The sequence below is a fragment of the Ferviditalea candida genome, assembly GCF_035282765.1.
Lineage (GTDB): Bacteria > Bacillota > Bacilli > Paenibacillales > KCTC-25726 > Ferviditalea > Ferviditalea candida.
In genome coordinates, this window is record NZ_JAYJLD010000004.1 from 153,829 (window position 1) to 176,746 (window position 22,918).

19 protein-coding genes are annotated in these 22,918 nt (G+C 50.8%); 17 read left to right on the plus strand and 2 right to left on the minus strand.

From position 1 onward, the window contains the following. Positions 1-5: 5 nt before the first annotated feature. On the minus strand, positions 6-872 hold the full coding sequence (gene ku / locus VF724_RS04435; protein WP_371753012.1) for a non-homologous end joining protein Ku: 867 nt from the start codon (positions 870-872) through the stop codon (positions 6-8). A 154-nt stretch (positions 873-1,026) separates the two neighbouring features. Here ku and VF724_RS04440 point away from each other — a divergent pair, with 154 nt between their 5' ends. The 9 genes from VF724_RS04440 to VF724_RS04480 all read left to right on the plus strand — a co-directional run bounded on the left by VF724_RS04440 (position 1,027) and on the right by VF724_RS04480 (position 15,082). Then, the gene (locus VF724_RS04440; RefSeq protein ID WP_371753056.1) at positions 1,027-1,233 is read left to right on the plus strand and encodes a hypothetical protein; all 207 of its coding nucleotides are present in this window, start codon (positions 1,027-1,029) and stop codon (positions 1,231-1,233) included. Between the two features lie 4 nt (positions 1,234-1,237). After that, positions 1,238-1,420: an H-type small acid-soluble spore protein gene (locus VF724_RS04445; RefSeq protein ID WP_371753013.1), complete on the plus strand. Its 183-nt coding sequence runs from the start codon at positions 1,238-1,240 to the stop codon at positions 1,418-1,420. 352 nt (positions 1,421-1,772) lie between these two features. Continuing rightward, a complete protein-coding gene (gene tsaE, locus VF724_RS04450; protein WP_371753014.1) occupies positions 1,773-2,261 on the plus strand; it encodes a tRNA (adenosine(37)-N6)-threonylcarbamoyltransferase complex ATPase subunit type 1 TsaE in 489 nt (162 codons plus the stop codon). Then, positions 2,261-3,034: a tRNA (adenosine(37)-N6)-threonylcarbamoyltransferase complex dimerization subunit type 1 TsaB gene (gene tsaB / locus VF724_RS04455; protein ID WP_371753015.1), complete on the plus strand. Its 774-nt coding sequence runs from the start codon at positions 2,261-2,263 to the stop codon at positions 3,032-3,034. The genes tsaE and tsaB overlap by 1 nt, the downstream gene beginning before the upstream one ends. Positions 3,035-3,045: 11 nt before the next feature. Next, positions 3,046-3,525: a ribosomal protein S18-alanine N-acetyltransferase gene (gene rimI, locus VF724_RS04460; RefSeq protein ID WP_371753016.1), complete on the plus strand. Its 480-nt coding sequence runs from the start codon at positions 3,046-3,048 to the stop codon at positions 3,523-3,525. Between the two features lie 34 nt (positions 3,526-3,559). Beyond that, positions 3,560-4,744 (plus strand): tRNA (adenosine(37)-N6)-threonylcarbamoyltransferase complex transferase subunit TsaD, encoded by a 1,185-nt coding sequence (tsaD, locus tag VF724_RS04465; protein WP_371753017.1) that lies wholly within the window; start codon positions 3,560-3,562, stop codon positions 4,742-4,744. 561 nt (positions 4,745-5,305) lie between these two features. Then, positions 5,306-6,424, plus strand: a complete 1,119-nt coding sequence (locus VF724_RS04470) for an S-layer homology domain-containing protein (RefSeq protein ID WP_371753018.1) — start codon at positions 5,306-5,308, stop codon at positions 6,422-6,424. Between the two features lie 9 nt (positions 6,425-6,433). Continuing rightward, on the plus strand, positions 6,434-12,289 hold the full coding sequence (locus tag VF724_RS04475) for a PKD domain-containing protein (protein ID WP_371753019.1): 5,856 nt from the start codon (positions 6,434-6,436) through the stop codon (positions 12,287-12,289). Between the two features lie 330 nt (positions 12,290-12,619). After that, on the plus strand, positions 12,620-15,082 hold the full coding sequence (locus VF724_RS04480; RefSeq protein WP_371753020.1) for a hypothetical protein: 2,463 nt from the start codon (positions 12,620-12,622) through the stop codon (positions 15,080-15,082). Positions 15,083-15,089: 7 nt separating this feature from the next. On the opposite strand, the gene VF724_RS04485 is transcribed toward VF724_RS04480, so the two are convergent. Continuing rightward, entirely contained in the window at positions 15,090-17,057 is a 1,968-nt protein-coding gene (locus tag VF724_RS04485) for an ABC-F family ATP-binding cassette domain-containing protein (protein ID WP_371753021.1), read from the minus strand. 289 nt (positions 17,058-17,346) lie between these two features. Between VF724_RS04485 and VF724_RS04490 the strand changes: the two genes are divergently transcribed. The 8 genes from VF724_RS04490 (at position 17,347) to groES (ending at position 22,907) form a co-directional block, all read left to right on the plus strand. Then, positions 17,347-18,087, plus strand: coding sequence for an endonuclease/exonuclease/phosphatase family protein (locus VF724_RS04490; RefSeq protein WP_371753022.1), 741 nt, complete (start codon positions 17,347-17,349; stop codon positions 18,085-18,087). Positions 18,088-18,098: 11 nt separating this feature from the next. Continuing rightward, entirely contained in the window at positions 18,099-18,746 is a 648-nt protein-coding gene (locus VF724_RS04495) for a 5-formyltetrahydrofolate cyclo-ligase (protein ID WP_371753023.1), read from the plus strand. A 156-nt stretch (positions 18,747-18,902) separates the two neighbouring features. Then, positions 18,903-19,391: a cyclic pyranopterin monophosphate synthase MoaC gene (gene moaC, locus VF724_RS04500; protein ID WP_371753024.1), complete on the plus strand. Its 489-nt coding sequence runs from the start codon at positions 18,903-18,905 to the stop codon at positions 19,389-19,391. A gap of 78 nt (positions 19,392-19,469) precedes the next feature. Next, complete coding sequence (locus VF724_RS04505) at positions 19,470-19,964, plus strand: MogA/MoaB family molybdenum cofactor biosynthesis protein (RefSeq protein WP_371753025.1); 495 nt, start codon at positions 19,470-19,472, stop codon at positions 19,962-19,964. Beyond that, positions 19,961-20,989, plus strand: a complete 1,029-nt coding sequence (locus tag VF724_RS04510; RefSeq protein WP_371753026.1) for a molybdopterin-binding protein — start codon at positions 19,961-19,963, stop codon at positions 20,987-20,989. The genes VF724_RS04505 and VF724_RS04510 overlap by 4 nt, the downstream gene beginning before the upstream one ends. Positions 20,990-21,092: 103 nt before the next feature. Continuing rightward, the gene (locus VF724_RS04515) at positions 21,093-21,341 is read left to right on the plus strand and encodes a twin-arginine translocase TatA/TatE family subunit (protein WP_371753027.1); all 249 of its coding nucleotides are present in this window, start codon (positions 21,093-21,095) and stop codon (positions 21,339-21,341) included. 75 nt (positions 21,342-21,416) lie between these two features. After that, the gene (gene tatC, locus VF724_RS04520) at positions 21,417-22,283 is read left to right on the plus strand and encodes a twin-arginine translocase subunit TatC (RefSeq protein ID WP_371753028.1); all 867 of its coding nucleotides are present in this window, start codon (positions 21,417-21,419) and stop codon (positions 22,281-22,283) included. Between the two features lie 342 nt (positions 22,284-22,625). Beyond that, positions 22,626-22,907, plus strand: coding sequence for a co-chaperone GroES (groES, locus tag VF724_RS04525; protein WP_371753029.1), 282 nt, complete (start codon positions 22,626-22,628; stop codon positions 22,905-22,907). Positions 22,908-22,918 lie beyond the last annotated feature (11 nt).

Consider the following 22,918-nt stretch of genomic DNA (forward strand, 5'->3'; position numbering starts at 1 on the left):
GCTTTTTAGGATACCGTTTCTTTGGTTTTGCTTTTTTTGGCGGCTCCCGTTTTGGCTGCTGGCTTTTTTGCCGCGGGCTTTTTTGCTCCGGCTGCGCCGGTATCGGTTTTGACCGCTTCGAGACTGGCCTGCAGAGCGGCCATAAGGTCGATGACATTGGCGCGCTGCGGTTCGGGAGCCACTTTGATCTCTTCTCCGGATATTTTCTGTCCGATCAATTCCAGCAATCTTGCCCGGTATTCATCCGGATATTTATCCGGTTCGAACGGGGTGGAAAGCTGCTCGATCAGCATGACGGCCATGTTCAACTCCTTTTCGTTGACCTCGGTCTTTTCGGGTAAATTGGGAACCTGGTTGATCGGACGGATTTCATCGGGATAAAAGATAGTTTCCATCGCGATGCAGTTCTCCATCACACGGATGGCCGCCAGACTGCTTTTGGTCCGGATGGAAACCTGCGCGATTCCGATTTTGCCGCTCTGCCGCATCGCTTCAAGCAGCAGGTTGTAGGCGTTTGCACCTGTTTCGGCCGGCGACAGATAGTATGTTTTTTGAAAATAGATGGGGTCGATTTCCTTCAGGTCGACAAAATCCAGGATCTTGATCTCTTTGCTGGCAGCCGACTGGATTTGCTCCAATTCATCCTTTTGAAACGTGACGAACCTTCCCTTATCATATTCATATCCTTTGGCGATTTCCTCCCACTCCACCTCCCTGTTGCAGATCGGGCAGCTCCGTACGTATGCAAGCGGCGAACCGCACTTATCGTGAATATACCTGAGCGAAATGTCTTTGTCCTGCGTGGCTGAGAACATTTTGACCGGGACGTGGACCAAACCGAAGCTGATAGCTCCTTTCCAAACCGTATGCATTGGGAGACCTCCTTTTTTTCATAGTATTTGCGTCGCCGTAAGGGTGTATGTAACCACATGAAAAAACGCAATCCGGGCAGATTGCCGAATGAAAGCCGCCCCGGCGGGGCATTGTAAGGGAAGGATTGGATTCAGCCAAAGGAGGTCAATAGTTTTGCCGAGCAATGATCATAATCTGAAGGACTCGCTGCATGAAGGGCGCGACGAAAATTTCATGGACATCGACCGCATGGTCAACGAGGGATTGGGCGGAGGAAATGTCACCATGGACAACGGTCTGATTGAAGAGACGACAACCGATACGATGCGGGAAAGCGAATCGGTGAACAACCGGCTGAACGGGGAAGAAGGACGGGGGTGATCAAATGGACATTCAACGGGCCAAGCAAATACTGGAGATGTCGGACTTTGTGGATGTGCAGTTCGACGGGCAGGCCGTGTGGATCGACAGTGTCGATATGGACAGCGGAGCCGTCAAAGTGCATTCGATGGACAATGAAGCCGACCGTAAAAGCGTATCTCCCGAACAGTTGCGGGAACTTAGTTAGGCGGCGAAATGAGCGATGGTGTTCCGGGAATCTGTCCGTCGGAACCACCTCTGTTAAAACCGGGAATATGAGTTGATTTTTGCGGTAGATTCCCGATTTTAAAGGAGGCCGTAAACTTTCCGTACCATCCCTTTTCCTCCATATGCCTTTGAGTAAAGAATTCACGACTTCCGTCGGACAGACTCCTTGAGCGATGACCATCGCTCTTTTTGCTGTTGGGGGAACAGGAAAACCGGAGAGTCGGAGAGAAATAAGTATGGCAGAGATGGGATTGCTTGCGTCGACCTGGTCCGGAAGTCTATAATATTGACCAATATAATCCTTTGTTTTGAAAACGGATGGAGTGAACGGGATGTCGGACATTCAAACGGAATACCAATTTGCTTCCCGCAGTCTGGAGGATACCCGGCGTTTGGCGGAGGCGATCGCCAAATTTGCGAAGGCCGGCAGCGTCATTGCGCTTGAAGGGGATCTCGGAGCGGGCAAGACGGCGTTTTCGCAGTTTTTTGCAAGCGCTCTGGGTGTCAGGGATACCGTGAATAGTCCGACTTTTACCCTCATTAAAGAGTATCAGGGACGGGAGCTGCCGCTTTATCATATGGATGTATACAGGGTTACGGCAAACGAGGCCGGAGAACTCGGATTGGATGAATATTTCTATGGGGAAGGCGTGACGCTGGTGGAATGGGCCAGCCGCCTGGAGGATCTGCTTCCGGACACTCGGCTTTCCTTATATATTGAATATGTGGCGGGGCAAGCGCGAACATTTAGGATTGAGCCCTTTGGCCGGCCCTATACCGGATGGTGTGAAGAAATGAAAAGAATGGGAGTTATCAAATGATGGAACCTAGCAATTCGGAACAGCGCCTTGAAGGCCGTCTGCTGGCACTGGATACGGCGACTTCGTCCATGACCGTTGCCGTGCTGGAAAACGGAAAGCTGCTGGGAGAGCGCAATTCCCTGGCCGAACGGAACCATTCCATACGGTTGGTTCCCGCCATTGGTGAGCTTTTGCAATCGTTGGGCATGACCATGAAGCATATCGACGCTGTTGCCGCGGGCAAGGGACCGGGTTCGTATACCGGAGTGCGGATCGGCGTAACGGTTGCCAAAACCTTCGCCTGGACTTTGAGCATCCCGCTGCTCGGCATATCAACCCTGGAAACTCTGGCTTACGGCGGATTCGATCCGGCACTGCGGGAGCGGGGATTCACGCAGTGGGTCGTACCGATTCTGGATGCGCGCAGGGGTCAGGTCTATACCGGACTGTACGGAGATAACGGGAGCGGCTGGGTGTGCATGAAGGAAGACGGTGTCCGGAAGATGCGGGATTGGGCGCTCGAGCTGCGGGAAATGCTGGAGAAGCATCGGAATGAAGCGCCGCCGCACCGCATTTTATTCGTCGGGGAAGTCGAGCCGTTTACCGGAGTGATAAAGATTCTGGCGCTGCATGGCAAGGTCGAAACGGCGGATCAGCCGGTTCGCGCCTATCATGCGGGGCTGCTCGCTTTGGAACGCTGGAAGCATGGGGAGTTTGAAGCTGTTCACAGCTTCAATCCAAACTACACGCAGCTGGCGGAAGCGGAGAAAAAGCTGTTGGCCAAGCAAAACTAGGGGGGAGCCGGATGAAAGAACGCAATTGGGACGACCAAATGGATGCGCCGCGCTTCCGGCCGATGCAACTGGCGGATATCGACCAGATTTGCGGGATTGAACAGGAGGCTTTTACCTCGCCATGGACGGCTGCGGCTTTTCAAAACGAGCTGATGAATAACCTTTTTGCCCGGTATCTGGTCATGGAGTGGAACGGCCAGGTCATCGGATACGGCGGCATGTGGCTGATTACGGATGAAGCGCATATTACCAATATCGCGGTTAGGTCGGACTTTAGGGGCCGCAAGCTGGGCGAGAAGCTCCTGCGGGAGCTTCAGGACACCGCCAGAGTTATGGGGGCCAACCGGATGACGCTGGAAGTTCGGGTGTCCAACTACGTGGCCCAGCGGTTATATGAAAAGATGGGGTTTGTTCCCTCCGGAGTCCGCAGAGGCTATTACTCCGACAATATGGAGGATGCGCTGATTATGTGGGCGGAGCTGGGAACCTGATATTTAGAAAATACGGAAAAGAGCGATATGCGGAATGAACAAGCTTGAAAAAAACAAGCCCAATAATGAACTCGAAAATAACGCGCCTGAACATAACGCATCGGATGAAAAAAATCGCATTTATCGTGAACAAGACGGGTTTGAGACAACACAAGCAGCCGGGGATCGAAAAAGCTCCGGGCACGGCAAAACGGGGACTCCTGTGCGCATATTGGCTGTAGAAACCAGTTGCGACGAGACCTCTGTCGCCATCGTGGAAAACGGCAGGAAGGTGCTGGCAAACGTGGTGTCCAGCCAAATCAAGATCCACCAGAAGTTTGGCGGCGTGGTGCCTGAGGTGGCTTCCCGAAAGCATGTAGAAACGATTACGTGGATTATTGAACAGGCGCTTGATCAAGCCGATCTGAAATTGCATGAACTGTCCGCCATTGCCGTGACGCAGGGTCCCGGATTGGTCGGTTCGTTGCTGGTGGGCGTCGTCGCGGCCAAAGCGCTGGCGCTGGCGGCGGGCCTTCCGTTCATCGGGGTGCACCATATTGCGGGGCATATTTACGCGAATCGTCTCGTCCATGAGATGGAATACCCGCTGCTTGCGCTGGTGGTTTCCGGAGGACATACCGAGCTGGTGCTGATGCGGGAGGAAGGCCGTTTTGAAATCATCGGCCAAACGAGAGACGATGCGGTCGGCGAGGCTTACGACAAGGTTGCGAGAGCTTTGGACATGCCTTATCCGGGCGGCCCGCATGTGGATCGGCTGGCTCAGCAGGCGGATGTGGCGATACCGCTCCCGAGGGCCTGGCTGGAGCCGGATTCCTATGATTTCAGCTTCAGCGGGCTGAAAACGTCGGTACTTGCCGTGCTGAATCAGGCAAGCATGAAAGGCGAGCACGTGGAGCCTGCCCAGCTGGCGCGGGGCTTCCAGGAAGCGGCGATCGACGTGCTCGTGACCAAATCGCTTCGCGCCTGCCGTGAATACGGCGCGAAGCAGCTTGTGTTGGCCGGCGGCGTGGCGGCCAACCAGGGCTTGCGTGCAGAGCTCGCGAGGCGCTGTGAAGCGGAAGGCATTCCGCTTCTGGTGCCGCCGCTGGAGCTCTGCACCGACAACGCCGCGATGATCGCAGCCGCGGCGTTTCTCAAATGGGATCAGGGGCGGTACGCGCCCCTGGACCTGAAAGCGGAGCCGCTCTTGTCCCTGGAGCGATGGGCGGAGGGCCCGTGATGCATCCGCGATAGCAGCCCCAGCCGGAATCGCGGCCGCATGAGCTGCAACTTCAGCTGTAATTTCAGCTGAGACGTCGAGCGGATCACCGCTGCAGAAGGGTGGCCTATCAGCGGATAACACGCTGCGGCCAGTGACCTCGGATTATTAAACGGACCATATAGTCGTTATTTGGATAAAGGAGTGCGGAAATGCCGATTAACGGCGCCTCAATCCATTAGAATATTTAATTCATCGGGATGTTCTCGATCCTCTCACCAATTTCAGCAGAAGTTGCTCACGATACAGTTTGAATGATTGGGTCTATCGCCAAAAACCGGCAAATAGTTGACGAATAAACTCGAAGTATGTTATGTTAATTTTGTTAAATATTTCTTTCAATCTTTAATAATGGTGAAAAAGGAAAGCTTGCTGTTGGATATTCAATGTCTTTTGCGGAAGCACCGTCTGTATTTGCGCAGTCCGTCGGATTGTGATGAGTACAGGCGTTTTGTCGTTTTTTGGGGATTTTGGCGACTGCAATTATAATCTATTAAAATTAACGTTCGGGAGTGATGGACAATGAAAATGAAAAGATTTTTTTATTCGGGTGTGCTTGCTGCTTCTATATTCGCTTTGCTAGCTTTGCAAGTAAAAGCAATAGGTCCTGGGGGATTATCGGATATTAGCGGACATTGGGCCAAAGCAGCCATCCAGAATGCGGTGGCGAATGGATATGTCGCGGGCTATCCGGACGGAACATTCCAACCGGATGCGCAAGTCACGCGTGCCGAGTTTATCAAAATGGCCGTGGATGCGCTGAAGCTGCCGCACAGCCAGGGAGGAACGCCGTGGTATCAGCCGTATGTGAGTGCAGCGGTGGAAGTCGGCATCCATCAGGAGAAAGATTTCAATACGGATTGGAATAAGCCGTTGACCCGAATGGAAATGGCGCGGATCGCGGTGCGGGCGACCGATTCAACATTACAAAAACCGGATGCACGGTTGGATGATAAATCGTTCATGTACCGGGCAACAAATAACGGGATTATTCAAGGAATGGAAAATGGGGAATTGCAGCCGGCAGGCTTGTCTACCCGCGCACAGGCTGTGGCAATCATCGAGCGCATTTTGACGGTGAAAAACGGCGGCAAGCTGCCGGTGGATCAGCGGGCAGTCACGTATGCGCAAGTGGACATCAAGGGAACGAATGTCGATACACTCCTGGGATTGCAATTGAAACCTTTTCCGATTCATTTAAACCTGAGGAAAGACGTCGATGTGTACGTGGATAAGATCATTGCCGTGGATATGACGGACCCGAACGCGCCGTACCGGGATTGGTTTCCGAAAACGATTCGGGTTAAGGATCGTTCTTCTGCGGACAACTGCATCCTGTTTGCGATGCACCTGAATGTGATTAACAACAATGATAAGGATCATTCGATTTTCAATTATGAATTTAGTGTAGAAGGAACCAACGGGGACTATCAAAGAACTGGTATACCTTATGAATACTATGAAAGTGGGAAAACCCCAATTCATCCAGTTGATTCCATCATATTGGACACTAAGAAAGATTCCGAAGGATGGTATGTGATTTCGGTCGAGAAAGAAAAATACCTCTACAATCCGGCGAACAAGATCATCCGGATTTATGACATGATTCACCAAAGGTTCATTAATTTTACTTTGGAGTAGGTGTTACTTTTGCGAAAAAGATCGATTCGTGCAGCTTCTGTTTTTATGCTGCTTGTCACCCTTTTGAACGTTTTGACTTTGTTTCCTTCGTTTACGCAAGCAGCCAATACGCAAACCTACACGCTCAATTTTGGACAAGCCCCGATCAACGGACACATCTATTTACCGCAGTCACAAATCACGAATGTTCCGGTAAATGTGGCCAATGGTACCAATCAGATCGTAAGTTGGGAAGTCAACATTAACGGTACGGTCAAAAGCAATTATGGCACGTTGTCTGGAACGACGATCACACTTCCGACGATTGACGGACAAAGCACCAGATTGTACAGCAAATCGAATTCGAATCCTGGATTTAAGATCACCCGGTCGGTAGACGGTTTGAAATGGTTAATAGCCGGTTCAGATCCGGATACGGGCCAATATGCTTCTTATACGTTCAATGGTCCTGTAGGAACAAGCGGCATATCCGAGTATCCCGGTTTAATCCCGTCCGACGCTCCGGCCTGGTTTCGGGAAAGCACGTCCGGGAGAGCCATGACGTATTCGAAAGATGTCCCGCCCCCGGATCAGTTTTATTTCAACTCTTCATATACCGGGACCACGATTTCACCGAGCGCGGCCACCAACATCAACATAACCGGGGCGACTCCTTCCATGAGTGGCGTGCATGTGCTGGCTTTTGGTCAAGGCAATCCCGGAAAAGGGATGGTCAAAGTCTCGAAACAGTTAGATGATCAGTATAATATACAAAACGTAGACTGGTGGGAGGAACCATTTACCGGAAGCCAGGGCTACAACCAACTTCGCAACTATTATTACAACGTTGATGCGGCATGGGAAGCGACGACTTATCAGTATGACGTGACGATTACGGTCACTTACAATGCGGCCCCAACCCCAACACCAACGCCGCCGCCATCGCCAACGATTACAGGGGATTTTGACATCGTGCCGTCCACAATCAATTACCGGGATAACTTTACGCTGCATCCGAAAAACTTTGTTTTGACGAACGGCTGCGCCTATCAGTGGCATGAATACAAGTTTGTGAACGGAACAAGCGAGGACTATTCCAAACTGATAACGAGTCAGACCCAAGATACGACTTATAGTTATAGCACATATCCTGCAAATATCACGGCAGGCAGTATTCAAGTGTATATTAAAGTCGCCGGCGATTGCGGGGATTCCGGATGGATCGGACCGAAAACCCTGACGGTGAACAGCCCGGCAAACAACCATCCTCCTGTGTTTCAAGCAGGGTTTTTCAAAAGCAACGACTATAACAGCTGGAAGCCGGAATATCAAGCGGTATATGGGTCGACATTAAATTTGCGCATCATTACGACAGATCCTTTTGCCGATCCGAAAGAGCCGTATGATCCGGATGGAGATTCCTATCAATTCACGTGGGATTTTGCGGGCAGCAGCGATCCTTGGATACAAAAAATCGGGACCGACAACGGGGGATTTAACCATCAAGACACTTACAGCTTTATCCATGCGGATGCGCTCGGCACTCACTCTGTGAAGGTCACAATGACGGATATCTTCGGCGCGGCAACAACCCATACGGTTTCCATTACAATCGTTCCGCCGAATCCGGTTGCTATCATTAAAGGGCCCGATTCGGTGGTGGAAGGAAGGCCGCTGCCATCACCGTTTGACGGAAGCAACAGCTACAGCCCGACGAACGCCAAGATCACCCAATATCTCTGGACAAATAAAAAGGACGTTTATTCGACTCCGGGGACCGAAACGATTACGCTTGATGTCGTGGATGAAAATAATCTTAAATCCTTGGCTCCCGCCACACATACGCTTACGGTTAAACCGGATCTGCCGCCGATTGCGGAGTTGTCCTATGGCATGATCGGGATACGCAACAATAAAATAACGTTCCAGGATACGTCCTACAGCCCGGACGGAGATACCATCGTAGAGCATACCGTCTCTCTCGTCTGCGACAAAAACAACAATGGCTCCTATGCGGATGATACTCAAACGCCGATGACTCCCGACAGCAATGGCTTCTTCACGTATACGCCTACACAGGTGGGGAATTGCAAAGTACACATTCATGTGAAAGAAGACTGGGGCAAGTCGGCCGACAAGGATTTCCCGTTTTCCATCGTAAACTTGCAACCTACGGTGCTTGCGAGTATCACAAGCCAAAATCCGTTGCCGCCGGATATGATTACGACAGCCTATGTGATGTCGGATCTTCCGACAGACAAAACCAAATTCAAAGTTGAGGACTTTTACAATTCGTCCCTCCCTGCCTCACGTCTGATCTATGATAGTAGCGAGAAAGCATTGGGGGCACCGGATAAAAAGATAGGCACATCTTATGCGACAGACAATTCACCGGCAAAGAATTTTCTCTTCCCCAATCAATCTGTATCTTTATCGATAGATCCAACGAAAACCAATAGTATGCAAATAACTTGGTGGGGGCTTTCCTCCGGTCTTTCTGTGAGCAAGGCACAAAGATTTAATCATGACGTATGGTATTATTACAGGGATGGTGCAGCCTGCAGCGATGGTTATTGTGTAAACTCAGAATACTCGATGGCTTTTTACAATGAGAAAACAGGCGTAAAACATGAATTGCGCGACACGAACAGTCAATTAGGCTGGAAATATCAAATTAATCGGCAAACCGGAATGCTTTGGCTTAGAAGCTATAGGGATATGTGGTCTTGTGGATATCATCCTGATTATGGGTACAACTGTACAGGAACCACAATCACGGATTACCAATATAAGATATCTGCCGACGGTACACCAACATTGATGACGACAGAGTATAGATCATGGCCGCAAGCGAACGGACAGCCGGGAACTTTTAACAACAGACAGATGGATATCAATTTGGTTCCGGCTCCAAGTTGGTGGGTTCCAGAGACAAGTCATGAGATCATTGAATCGTCTCCCCCTCCTTGGAATATCGATATTAACGGAAATAAAATCTATGATGCATCGGCTATCAATCCAATCCGGGATAAACAGGGGAACTTTTACGCTTTCGCATGTTCGGGGACATACAGTCCGACCTATTCGGAAGCTTCAAGCTGCTACCTGGAAAAAGTATCGCCTAGCGGAACCGTATTATGGACGAACACGACAAATCAATTTGTTCCTTATAGGAGTTGGCCGTACTACAATCAATTTCCCAATGTGAAGATAGGGCTGGTTACAAAAGATAACAGCAAAATATTTTTGTCGGATGGAATCTATGATAATAACACGGGGGAATTTTTGGGCTCAATTCCATATATATCTGGCTACAACTATTGTGAAAAAAATGCAGCATCGGCAGACTTGCCTTGTGGTTTTGATAATGCTTTCTTAGGCAATAATTTTTATGACGATAAGATCGCATACAAATTATCTACCGCTAACGGCATACATTTTGTCATATACGATATCAGAAACAGCAAGGTAATAAACGATACTGTTATATCTAATTCGGCTCAATCCATTTACGAATATATAACACCAACTTCAAATGGAATGGCACTTTCTGCTCAAGGGAAATATTACAGTAATTGGACTCCATCGTATACCTATGGATCGATCATCACCATGACCGGATACGATATGGAAACCGGGGCGCAAGTCTTCCAGACATCATACGATATGAAATCAGCAAGCACTAATTATAATGGAGAGATCCCCTTGAAATTGACGGACGATAATAAGGGGTACTTAACTTCTTACGGAAGTTGCGGGGATTTGTGTACGTATTACGAATCCGTTCCATTCACCTTATCCGGAACGAATACTCGCGGAGATTCGGATTCCTATGGAGATATCATCGACAAAACGGCATCCATTTCGGACGGTTCATTAAACCTTTCGATCAAATTCACAAAAGATACGTTTGGGCAATCCGTAGGTGCGGGTCTGATCTTCCGAGAGCAAGACAACAAAAACTACTATAAAGCTCTAGCGACAACATCCGGGATCATCCTCAGTAAGTATGTGAACGGAGTCCGAACAGAGATTCAGCGGCAAACCTATCCCTTGAGTCTCAATGCTTACCATACACTCAAGGTAAAATTAAACGGCGATCATATCATTGTCTATGCCGATGGTGTGCCCTTAATCGACGTTCACGACAGCCAATATTCTAGTGGATTGTACGGCCTTTTTGCTGACGCGCCGAATGTGTATGTAAAAGGATTTGCCACTGAAACGACTGTTAATAACGGTACAACGGTTCAGAATATGGCGATTGTGGATTCGGCAATCGATTACTCAACCTTATTTTCTGATCCGGAAAATGACCCGGCCATTCCTCCGCTTGCAAAGTGGACTTATACAAATATGGCACCGGAGAAGTTCTTGAATGCAGGGGATGGGAAGTCAGACACGGCTGCAACCAACTCTTACAATAATCTCGTCGTGAATACGCCACTTCCAAGCATAGGCAAAGTCGGGTTGTTTAAAATTGATTTCACCGAACCGGATGATCCAGCACCGACCGGATACAAATATCCAAGCACAGCATTTGCGTCTTTCCGACAATATGCCGATCCATATACCAATTATGTGGTTGTCCACAGACGGCCGATATCAAGCTTTACTGTATCTGCTGCTGCGGACGGTACGATTATCTGGAATGATGCAAGTTATGACCCTGACCGTTGGTTGAGTCCGACCAGCTATTCAACTGAGGCTACCGGACTGAACTACCAAACGACAAGAGGAATCACGGAACGGAAATACTACTATACAACCCCAAGCGGCACAACCGTCAATCAAAAGCTGGTGACACCACAAGAGACAGGGACGTACACGGTTGGGATGGCGGTCAAGGATGAATATGGAGCTTGGAGTGATTGGGCGACACAAACCATCAATGTTACGATGATCGTCGTACCGGACACTCCGCCTGTAGCAGGATTTAATGTGACCCCTACGACGACGTACCGGGGCGTGCCGGTAACGATCACTTCAACGGCCCATGATGCAGAGGATGGAGCAGCTGCTAATCTGCAGCATGAATATTACATCCGCAACATCACAACCGGCAGCTCGGAGGCGCTGGCCAGCACAAACCGGGGAACCTGGACAAAAACTTTCAGCTCGTTGGGTGTGTTTGAAATTCGACAAGTGGTAACAGACTCGAAGGGGTTGAGTGCCCAAATAACCAAACAAGTCACCATTCAGAATCGTCCGCCAACCGCCAACTTTACTTGGAGCCCGAATCCGGTGTGGGAAGGGGATGCGCTCACCTTGACCAATCAGTCTACGGATCCGGATGGGGACGCATTGTCATATGTTTGGGAGATAACGGCTCCGGATGCCAGCCGGACCCTTTACCATACCCAACATGCCGTGCTTTCCGCGGTCCGGCCGGGCACTTATCAAGTCAAGCTGACGGCTTCCGATGGTCAGGCATCATCTACAGCGATACGTAATATTCACGCGTTGGAATTGACGATTCAATCCGCTGTCATGCATACGCCGGAGTGGCTGAGGCATCATCAGGAAAAGGGGCATCGGGTTGCGCAGCCGCCGCTTGATTTTTATTCCGGGGAGATTTTCAAAGTGAAAGCGGAAAGCTCCCCAGCTCCGGTTCGCAGCGTTACGGCCTGGCTGGATACTGAAGGACTGGACGGAAACCGGCTTCAAGTCAGCACGGCGCTGGAGCCCTCTGCCGGCTTGCCGACGCGATATGCCGGGGAGCTGTATGACGAACGCTTTATGTCGGTAACGGAGGGACTTCCCGCAGGCCGGGTGCCGATCCATTTTCGCATCGAATATGCAAACGGGGTTATCAAGGAAGAAACGATTGACGTGAATATTATCGGAAATGTGCGGAAAGCGGTCGGAGTGCACCGCAGACAATAGGTTTTCGGCAATCTGGGCAATTAGGCCTATGTGGAGAAAGTTATCAACAGCCCCTGTGAGCAATGTGGATATAATCCGGGAAGTCCTGGTGCAGTATGGACTACAGCTTTCTTGGAAGATGGAATATCTTTTTCATGTGAATCTGTGGATAATGTGATAAATGTGGATTAGGTAAAAAGCAGCGCAAGAAACCGGCTTTTTTCGACATTTTTTTAGTCGGCCATGTGGATAAGTATGTGGATTGAGTGGATATTTATGCAAAATAGTACGGATGGCATATTCAAAATTATCGGAGTATGGATCTTTTGGATGTGGATATGACTAGTAGACATGAAGAAATTCCGTACTTTAGAGGTGGATATTGTGCCGCGGGATGTGAAAATACGGCGGACGGCCCTCATGGTGAGCATGCTGATGCCGATTTTGCTCACTGCTTTGCAGATGCTGCCGTCGCGGGTACAAGCTTTGCCGGTGCAGGCTTGGCAGATGCCGTTTGAACGGGCATTGGCCTCACAGCCGGCGGTTCCCCCGGGGAAAACCGCCGGTAAAAAGATCGCGCTCCTCTCGATCCCCGGCTTTTCCTTTCGCGAGCTGGATCCGTCGCTTTTGGACCGTCTGCCGAATCTTCAATGGCTGTCGGAGCACGGTGGGGCTGGAGCCATGAATATCAGGACGCCGATCAAAGGATTGGAGGACAGCTACCTGACGTTCGGTTCGGGTGCGCCCTCCGTCAGTGAGGTTGGTATACAGTCATGGCAGAATGGGGGCGGGACGAATGCGCCTGCAGATTCTGATTCTTTGCCTGCGCTTCAGGCCTATGAACGCTTTCAAAATACCGATGCCAAACGGGAGGCGATTTTGGTTCCCGAAATCGAATATATTCGGTCGCAGAACGCGCAGGAAGCCTACGGCGCGGTTATCGGCCTGTTGGGCGAAACGCTGAAGCGGCATGGAATTGGCCTGTATGTTTACGGCAACGCGGATTTGGGACAGGTTTCATCAGCATATCAAACCGCGATCCCGGGGGAGCCTTCAAGGCTGAACCGCTATGCGCCTTTGGTGCTGATGGACAGCAAGGGCGTTGTGTCCCACGGCATGATCGATAGCAGAGTATTGCTTCGCGATCCCGACGGCGCATTCGGGGTGAAGACGAATCAAGCCCTTCTCCTAAAGGCGTGGCGCGAGGCTGAGGCGCCGTCCGTAGTGCTGTTCGAATGGGGCGACTTGTACCGTTTGCACATGGAGAAAGATGCATACCGTCCGGAAGTGTTCGACCAGCGGAGAATGGAGGCGCTGCGGGAGCTGGATCAATTTATCGGGAAACTTCTGCACGATGTGAAGGCGGTCCGAGGATCGCAGGATGAGCTCTGGATATTTTCGCCGATGGTAAATCCGGATGCGATGCAGGAGAAGAACATGATGAGTCCGCTGCTGCATTTCCGGCAGGGAATCGGCGGCGGGCTTCTGACCTCGGGGACCACGAGACAGCCGGGCCTGGTCGCCAACTATGATTTGGCGCCGACAATGCTGGAGACCTTCGCCGTATCCAAGCCGGCAGAAATGCAAGGGCATCCGATGTTTGCGGAAATTCGCCCGGACGCCTTCCGGCAATTGCTTCAAAGCGTTGAAGTCATCCGCCGAGTTTATGTGATCAGACTGAATTTAATCTATGTTTTGGTCATCTATGAAATGCTGGTGCTGCTGTCCAGCTTATTCATCGTGTTCAAAAATTGGAACCGGAAGTTTCGATGGCTGAATATTCCGCTCCTGTCGACTTTAATCAGTCCGTTGGTGATTCTATGGATGGGTTATGGAGCCGGAATACGTCCAGAGGGGCTTATCGGTTTCTTTGTATTGGCAATGATCATTTTATCCGTCTGGGCCAGCCGCCTTGAGCTGTTTCAAGCTCTGGGGATCATCGGCATGACAACGGGGTTATGGATCACAGTAGACGGTCTGGCGGGCTCCCCCGGTATGAAAAGGTCGATACTCGGCTATGACTCGATGATTGGTGCGCGTTACTATGGAATCGGCAATGAATTTATGGGTATTGTCATCGGTGCATTGATTCTTGGGTTGACGGCGCTTCTGCAAAGACAGGCTCTGCAAAATCAGTCGGATTCATCCGCCTCCCTGAGCCGTGCTTCGTGGGCCAGTTCTTCGAGGCTCAATTCTTTGTGGCTTCACTTTCCAAGGATCAAATGGCTGACTGCTCTCCTCTGGTCTGTTGTCACGTCTTACATGGCATCGCCGGGAGGGGGAACCAACGCCGGAGGAGCCATTACCGCAACGATCGCATTCGGTATCGCCTGGCTGAGAATTTTCGGGGGGAATTTGCTGAAGGACATCCGCTGGCTCAGATTGACTGTCGTCCTGTTCATATTATTCGTTTCGGCGGGGGCGGGGCTGTTTCTCTTTAACATGGTCTTTCTTTCCAATCCCGAGCAGGAGAGCCACATCGGCAGGGCGATGCATCTGTTGTTCGCGGGGAGAATCGATCTGATTGTGATGACCGTCATCCGCAAGCTGGAGATGAATCTTCATCTGATCGGCGTCTCGCTGTGGACGAAGGTGCTGATCAGCAGCATGGCTGTCATGACGGTCTTCGTTCTGAAACCCTGGGGCGTATTTCGCAGTTGGCAGACGCGGTTTCCCGCGATGATGTCCGGTTTTTCGGCAATCGTCATCGGTTCGGTCGTGACGCTGCTGGTCAACGATTCGGGTATTGTCGCAGCTTCCACGATGATCGTTTACGCGGCAGTACCCATGCTGCTGATGAAATTGCAGGAATAAGGATTCCCTATTCCGCCAGCAGGCTCCATTCTTCGTAGCACTGCTCCAGCCGTGTTTTTTTGCTGTCGATTTCGGCTTGCTTTTCCTGCAGTTTCACGTAGTCGTTAAACACATCGGGATGCGCAAGTTCTTCTTCCAGCAAGGCGATCGTTGATTCCAAGTCGGCAATATCGCGTTCGAGCCTCTCCAATTTGCGCTGACGGTTCCGTTCTTCCCGCTTGGCTTGCTTTTCGGCTTCGAAATGCTGGCTGTTTCCGCTGCCGGAAGCGGGAGCGGGGCTGCCGGTCTTTGCCGGCTCCGAAGAACGCCGCCGCTGTTCCTCATTCATCAACGGGTCCGATTCCATGCTGATTTCGACAAGTTCCTGTTTTTTTGCAGAATAATCATCATAATTTCCCAGGAAATGATTAGCCCCCGAGGGAGTCAATTCGATGATTCGTTCAGCCATTTTATTGAGAAAATAGCGGTCGTGAGAAATGAACAGCAGCGTGCCCTCGTAATCGAGCAGCGCCGATTCAAGAACTTCTTTGCTGTACAGATCAAGATGGTTCGTCGGTTCATCGAGAATGAGCACATTGGCCTTTTCTAGCATGAGCTTGGACAGGGCCACCCGCGCCTTCTCGCCGCCGCTGAGGGAAGAAATCCGCTTCAATACGTCATCCCCGCTGAACAGGAAATTGCCCAGCACCGTGCGGATTTTGACCTCCTCCAAATGCGGAAAAGCGCCCCACACCTCTTCAAGAACGGTGTTGTTCGCATTCAACCCGGTCTGCTCCTGATCATAATAGCCGATTTTCACGTTGCTGCCCCACTGGAATGTCCCCGTGTCCGGCTGATGCTTGCCGGTCAGCACTTTCAACAGGGTGGATTTGCCGATACCGTTCGGTCCGATCAGCGCTGCCGTGTCTCCGCGTTCCATGTGAAAGCTTACATCCTTGAAAAGAGGCTGTTCCGGCGTGTAGGAAGCGGAAAGCTGATCGACATGCAGCACGTCCCGTCCGGTCATCCGTTCGATCTCAAATGAAAAATGCGCTTTTTTCAATTCCCCTTGCGGTTTGTCCAGCCGATCCATGCGCTCAAGCATATTGCGACGGCTTTGCGCTCTTTTGGTGGTTGACGCGCGGACGATATTGCGGCGGATGAAATCCTCCATGCGGGAAATTTCCTCCTGCTGCTTCTCAAACCGCTTCATTTCCACTTCATATTCGGCGGCTTTTCGTTCCGCATATTTGCTGTAGTTCCCCGTATACCTTTTTGAGGTGGTGCGTTCGATTTCATAAATGGTATGGACCAGCGAATCCAAAAAATACCGGTCGTGGGATACGACAAGAATTGCGCCCGAATAGGAGCGAAGGTAGTTTTCCAGCCAGGTGAGGGTCGGAATGTCCAGATGGTTCGTCGGTTCGTCGAGCAACAGCAAGTCAGGAGCCTGAAGCAGCAGCTTGGCCAGCGCAAGCCTGGTTTTTTGCCCGCCGCTCAGCGTTTCAATGGGGGTTCCCGGATCGAAATCCTTAAAGCCCATGCCGTGCAGAACCCCCCTGATTTTGGCCTCGATTTCGTAGCCTCCCTGCTCGCTGAACCATTCCGAAAGCGACGCGTAGCGCTTCATCACTTCATCGTAATTTTTGCCGTCGGCTGTCAAAACCGGGTCCGCCATTCTCTGTTCCAAGCTGCGCAGTTCCCGTTCCGTATCCGTCAAATCGCTGAATACCGCCAGCATTTCCTCCCGGATGGAGCGGCCCGACTGAAGTCCGCCGTTCTGCGCAAGATAGCCGAGCCGCGTTTCCTTCGCCATGAAGATTTCGCCTTGATCGTAAGACATTTCGCCGGCGAGAATGCGCAGCAGCGTGGATTTGCCCGCGCCGTTGACACCGACCAATCCAATTCGCTCCCGTTCCTGAATTTGTAACGATATATTGGAGAGGACGGTTTTCGTCCCGTAAAATTTCGAAAGGCCTGAAGTTTGTAAAAGCATAGGAATCCTCCAAATCCAATCCTGGCGCATTACTCATAATGAATATAGTGTAACTGAATTTTGCCTGTCCGACCAGACATTCCTCTTACACCGGGTTTTTGCAAAAGCTTGTCCGATGAGGTTCCGGTTTCGCTTAAGTTCACGCCTAGAAAATCGACTGAAACCACGAACTATTAATGAAGCGATCATCTGTTCAAATCGGCCGGTTCGGGGTGAGTTCTAAGAAGGCTGATCTCTTGATAAATTTAAGTGTACAATGAACGTAAAATCCGAAACAAGGTGATGCTCCATGGAAAAAAAGTCTCTGGTTCGCGTCATGACTTTTAACATCCGGCATGCCAGAGGAATGAACAATAGGGTCAGCTTACGCAGGATACAAGATGAAATCTCTCGAGGCGAAGCGCATATTGTCGCCCTTCAAGAGGTGGACCGGTTCAACGCGCGAAGCTGGTTTCGCGATCAGGTCCGAGTGATTGCCCGAAGTTTGGAAATGAACTGGTGCTTTTCGGACAGCATCCATCAGGGGATGTTTCAGTACGGCAACGCGATTTTGAGCCGCTTTCCGTTAGAGGGCACGAATAAAATATTCTTGCCGGGAAAGGAACGAAGGTCGATCCTGAGATCGGGTGTCGTCATTGATGAGCGTATCGTACGGGTCGTAAATACGCATTTGTCCGTGAATGCGGTGGAAAGAAGCAGACAGTTTCCGATGCTGATGGCGTCCGTTGACAAGCTGGATCCGCCTGTCGTGCTGATGGGGGATTTCAATATGGAATATCACCACCGGCTGTTTCTGCAGATGAGCCCCCGCTGGCAGCGGGTCGCGCCGCAGCCCAAAACGGCAACATATGCGGGAGGCCAGGAGATCGATCATATTTTTGTAAATGTTCCCGGTTTGAAGGGACGCGCCTGGGTACAGGAAACGGACGCTTCGGATCATCATGCGGTCCTAGCGGAAATTCCCCTGGACATGTTACACTATAGTCAAGATAGTGTGGCGGAGCATGGAAGTCATAACGATAAGAAATAGGGGGATTTGAATTGGATGCTTCGATCGCCCAACTCAAAAAGGAAATGCGCCGACGGATCGAGGCTCAAAGGGCAGCGCTGTCTGAAACGGAGAGGCAAGTCCGCTCCGCCGCAATTTGCGAGCAGGCTATCCGTTATTTTTGGGATGGCAGGGATGCCGGGAAAGCCGGCCCGATGGCGGATCATCCTGCGTTAACCGTGCTTGCGTACTTTCCCTTTCGTTCGGAAGCCGACATTTCACCGGTCATCGAATACTGCTGGGACCGGAGTATCCGGCTGGCGGCTCCGAAAGTGGACAAAGCAAGCGGAAATCTGTCGCTTCATTGGGTCCGCGGATATGAGGATTTGGCGCTCGGGGCCTGGGGGATCCGCGAACCGGGGGAACGCGCGGCATTGCTGGAGAATGCTTCGGAAATCGATTTGATATTGGTTCCCGGCATGGCTTTCGACCGAGCCGGCAGAAGGCTCGGATACGGCGGCGGATTTTACGATCGGCTGCTCGCATCGCTGGGAGGACAGGGCTCTAAAACGCCTGTGAAAGCATCGCTGATTTACCAGTTTCAGCTGGTCGATGAAGTTCCGGCGGAGCAGCATGACATCCGCGTGGATACTCTGATTTCAGAAAATGGAGTTATTGCCGCCAACGGGAAAAACCCGTAAAAAGTCGGCTGCAGCAACCGGGAAAGGTTCGAAAATTTGTGAAAAATGGCGCTAGTGGAATTTGTCACGTCTGCCATCTTTCAAGTAAAATTATAATTTGATGAGATATGAAATGCTTTTTAACGCAAGGAATTTTTCTAGAGAGGAAGTGAGCGTATGGAGGATAATCAGCAATTCACCCATATTAATGAGCAGGGACGCGCCCGCATGGTTGATGTTTCCGAAAAGCAGGAAACCTCCCGAACGGCGGTGGCCCATACCACTTTGACGATGCGGCCTTCAACCTTGGACAAGATCAAGCGGGGCCAAGTCAGCAAGGGGGACGTTCTTGGGGTGGCCCAGGTGGCAGGCGTCATGGCAGCCAAACAAACGTCCAATTGGATTCCCATGTGCCACCCGATCGCCATTTCCGGGGTGGACATCCGCTTTTCCGACAACGACTCCGATGAATTATACATAGAAGCGACAGTAAAAACCACCGGCAAAACTGGTGTCGAAATGGAAGCCTTGACTGCGGCATCCTGTGCGGCTTTGACGGTTTATGATATGTGCAAGGCTCTGGAAAAAGGCATTGTCATCGGTCCCACTTTTTTGCTTTCCAAATCGGGAGGGAAAAGCGGAGATTACCGCCGGGATCTGATCTGAAGTTTTTCTTATACATTTATAAGCTTTTTGGTGTATGATGATGACAATGAATTCATCCTGTCTAAGGGAGTGAAAATCATGCGATGGAAAACGGCGATTTTGACGGCGAGTGACAGAGGAGCCCGCGGTGAGAGGGAGGATACTAGCGCCCAGGTAATCCGGGAACTTGTCGAGGAAGAAATTAACGGGGAAATTATCGAATATCGGATTGTTCCTGACGAAATGGACGAGATCATGGCGTCGCTGATTGAAATGGCCGACTATTTTCATGCCGACTTGATCATCACCACAGGGGGAACGGGATTGGGTCCGCGCGATGTGACTCCCGAGGCAACGCTGAAGATCATCGAGCGGGAGGTGCCCGGCTTGGCCGAGGCCATGCGTGCGGCTTCCCTCCAGAAAACACCCTTTGCGATGATTTCCAGAGGGGTTGCAGGCATCCGCGGCAAAACGCTGATAATCAATCTGCCGGGCAGTCCCAAGGGCGTGCACGAGAACCTGCAGGCCGTCATCGGCGTTCTGCCGCATGCGCTTGCGATTTTAACCGGACGGGAAGAGGGGCATCCACAATGAAGAACAGTCGAATGCTTCGCGAGGTGAATGTGCATGATGCGGTCGGCATGGTGCTTGCCCATGATCTGACACAGATCATTCCGGGAAAATTCAAAGGCCGGCTGTTCAAAAAAGGGCACGTGATTCGTGAAGAGGATATTGAGCATTTGCTGAATATCGGGAAAGAGCATATTTATATTCTTTCTCTCGAGGAAGGCTATCTGCATGAGGATGAGGCCGCTGAGCGGATGGCGGCGGCGATTCGGGGAGATCACCTGGAGCTCACGCAGCCGCATGAAGGCAAAGTGACCATCAAATCGGCGATACACGGGCTGGCCAAAATCGATAAGGCTTTTGTCGATGCCGTGAATTCGATGGACCAGATCGTAATGTCCACGATCAAGACGAATACGCCGGTGGAGCCAGGGAAATCGCTGATTGGCACGAGAGTCATTCCGTTGATTGTCGAAAACGCAAAAATCAGCAAGATCGAGCGGCTTGCGTTGGAATGGAAGAAAGAGCATCCGGATGAACAGATTGTAACGGTCAAGCCGTTTCAAAAGCTCAAGGTCGGGCTGATTACGACCGGCGGTGAGGTGTTCAGCGGCCGGATTCAGGACAAATTCGGGCCGACGGTCCGCGACAAGCTGGCCAAATTCGGATCCGAAGTGGTCGAGCAGCGCTATTCTCCCGATGACAGCGATAACATCGTGCGGGAAATCCGTTATTTTGCCGAGCGGGAGACCATCGACATGATTCTGGTGACGGGCGGCATGTCCGTCGACCCGGACGACCGTACTCCGGGCGCAATCGCCAAAGCGGGCGCCGATATCGTCAGCTACGGAACGCCGATGCTGCCGGGCTCCATGCTGCTGATGTCCTATTTGACGGTGAAGGACCGGACCATACCGGTCATGGGACTGCCGGGCTGCGTGATGCATGATCCGTTTACTTCATTCGATGTTCTGCTTCCCCGGATTTGCGCGGGAGAACGAATCGAACGAAGGGATATCACGGAAATGGGCTACGGCGGCCTGCTGGGATAATCTGCATTTTTCAAATAAGAGTTTTTAAGACAGCTATTTTCATGTAAAATGGTGATTATAAAGTTTTTTACTCGAAGTCAATCAGATTAGGGAGGATGAAGGAATGCTCAGCAATATTGGACCGGGCACGTTGATTTTGATCGTGATTGTGGCGCTTTTGCTGTTTGGACCGAACAAGCTTCCCGAGCTTGGACGCGCAATGGGAAGGACGCTGAAAGAGTTTAAATCGGGCGCAAAGGAGATCATGAACGATGAAGAACCCCCGCGCAAGGAGGTAAACTCTGCCGAAGTCCGGCGCACCGAGGCGGAAGACAACAACCGCAAAGAAGAGTCTCGAAAGCTCCCCGAATAATCGTAATGGAAACGCGGACTGGACATTTCCCCGGGCCATCGGGCCCAATTGAACCTAGGCAGGCTGGTGAATCCATTGGAAATCAACTCGATGTCGCTGATCGATCATTTGGGTGAACTGCGCAAGCGGATCATCTGGGTTCTGGTCGTTTTTGTCGTAATGACGATTGTCGGTTTAATCTTTGCGGAACCGATCATCAATTTTTTGAAAAACGATGCTCCTGTCAAAGGCCTGGAATGGAACGCTTTTTCACCATGGGACGCCATTCGGATCTATATGCAGTTTGCCTTTGCCACAGCAGTAGCCGTGACGTTGCCGGTCCTCATGTACCATGTGTGGGCTTTTGTCAAGCCGGGGCTTCACGCGAGTGAACAAAAAGCAACCCTGATGTACATTCCTTTTGCGATGCTGCTGATCGTGGTCGGCTTCTTGTTCTCTTATTTTGTCGTATTTCCGATGGCCATGCTGTTTACCGATTTGATGACCAAGCGTTTGCAAATCAAGCAGACTTACGGGATCGCGCAGTACTTCACCTTCATGTTCAATATTATTATTCCGGTGTCACTGCTGTTCGAGCTGCCGATTGTCGTCATGTTTCTGACGAAAATCCGCATTCTGAATCCGATGCGTCTGCACAAACTGCGCCGGTATGCCTATGTTTTGCTGCTCATCATTGGCGCAATCATTACACCGCCGGATGTCGTGTCCGCCATTATTGTGACGATTCCCTTGATTGTCCTGTACGAGTTCAGCGTGTTCCTGTCCCGCATCATATATCGCAAACAGCTTGCGGCAGATCAAGCATTTGAAGCTGAATACGGGCAAACGAAAATGCAGCCGGAAAACAAGGAAGTTGGAACTGACGCTTCGACAGCAGCAGGAACTGAAGCCGGCGAGGGAAATGAACCGAACGATTCCGCGGACGAAGAAAAGTCCGAATAACAGCACGTTAGCATCGAAAGCTCATGAAAAGAATGAAATGTGAAGATAGATAGGTCATTGGGATCCTGATGGTCAATATTTGACGCCCGATCGGATGCCGATTCATGAGGGTCCTGATGACGATTTATTGATTGAATAAGAAACCAGTAAATGGATAAAATGAAGAGGGCGCGCAGTTCACCTCAGAAAAAATTTACAAAAAATTAGTGTTACCCTCTTGAAAAATGGACTGCAAATCAGTATTATAATAATTGTCTGTTAGCACTATTCGTAATTGAGTGCTAACAAAAAACCGACAATATAAAACACCCAATATTACTAATTTCAAAGGAGGCATTTCAAATGATCAAACCTTTAGGTGATCGCGTAGTTATTGAAGCCGTGGCAAAAGAAGAAACGACAGCCAGCGGGATCGTTTTGCCGGATTCGGCGAAGGAAAAACCGCAGGAAGGCAAAGTTGTCGCTGTCGGCAGCGGCGTATGGAGAGACGACGAGCGTGTTCCTTTGGAAGTGAAAGAAGGCGACCGCGTGATCTTCTCCAAGTACGCGGGTACTGAAGTGAAATACGACGGCCGCGAACTGCTGATCATGCGCGAAAGCGATATTCTTGCAGTAATCGGATAACCACATACCGA

Excerpts from the sequence above, each read along its gene's own strand:
- ku (WP_371753012.1), bottom strand. The coding sequence starts at position 872 with ATGCATACGGTTTGGAAAGGAGCTATCAGCTTCGGTTTGGTCCACGTC.
- VF724_RS04445 (WP_371753013.1), top strand. The coding sequence starts at position 1,238 with ATGGACATTCAACGGGCCAAGCAAATACTGGAGATGTCGGACTTTGTG.
- tsaE (WP_371753014.1), top strand. The coding sequence starts at position 1,773 with ATGTCGGACATTCAAACGGAATACCAATTTGCTTCCCGCAGTCTGGAG.
- tsaB (WP_371753015.1), top strand. The coding sequence starts at position 2,261 with ATGGAACCTAGCAATTCGGAACAGCGCCTTGAAGGCCGTCTGCTGGCA.
- rimI (WP_371753016.1), top strand. The coding sequence starts at position 3,046 with ATGAAAGAACGCAATTGGGACGACCAAATGGATGCGCCGCGCTTCCGG.
- tsaD (WP_371753017.1), top strand. The coding sequence starts at position 3,560 with ATGAACAAGCTTGAAAAAAACAAGCCCAATAATGAACTCGAAAATAAC.
- VF724_RS04470 (WP_371753018.1), top strand. The coding sequence starts at position 5,306 with ATGAAAATGAAAAGATTTTTTTATTCGGGTGTGCTTGCTGCTTCTATA.
- VF724_RS04480 (WP_371753020.1), top strand. The coding sequence starts at position 12,620 with ATGAAGAAATTCCGTACTTTAGAGGTGGATATTGTGCCGCGGGATGTG.
- VF724_RS04485 (WP_371753021.1), bottom strand. The coding sequence starts at position 17,057 with ATGCTTTTACAAACTTCAGGCCTTTCGAAATTTTACGGGACGAAAACC.
- VF724_RS04490 (WP_371753022.1), top strand. The coding sequence starts at position 17,347 with ATGGAAAAAAAGTCTCTGGTTCGCGTCATGACTTTTAACATCCGGCAT.
- moaC (WP_371753024.1), top strand. The coding sequence starts at position 18,903 with ATGGAGGATAATCAGCAATTCACCCATATTAATGAGCAGGGACGCGCC.
- VF724_RS04505 (WP_371753025.1), top strand. The coding sequence starts at position 19,470 with ATGCGATGGAAAACGGCGATTTTGACGGCGAGTGACAGAGGAGCCCGC.
- VF724_RS04510 (WP_371753026.1), top strand. The coding sequence starts at position 19,961 with ATGAAGAACAGTCGAATGCTTCGCGAGGTGAATGTGCATGATGCGGTC.
- VF724_RS04515 (WP_371753027.1), top strand. The coding sequence starts at position 21,093 with ATGCTCAGCAATATTGGACCGGGCACGTTGATTTTGATCGTGATTGTG.
- groES (WP_371753029.1), top strand. The coding sequence starts at position 22,626 with ATGATCAAACCTTTAGGTGATCGCGTAGTTATTGAAGCCGTGGCAAAA.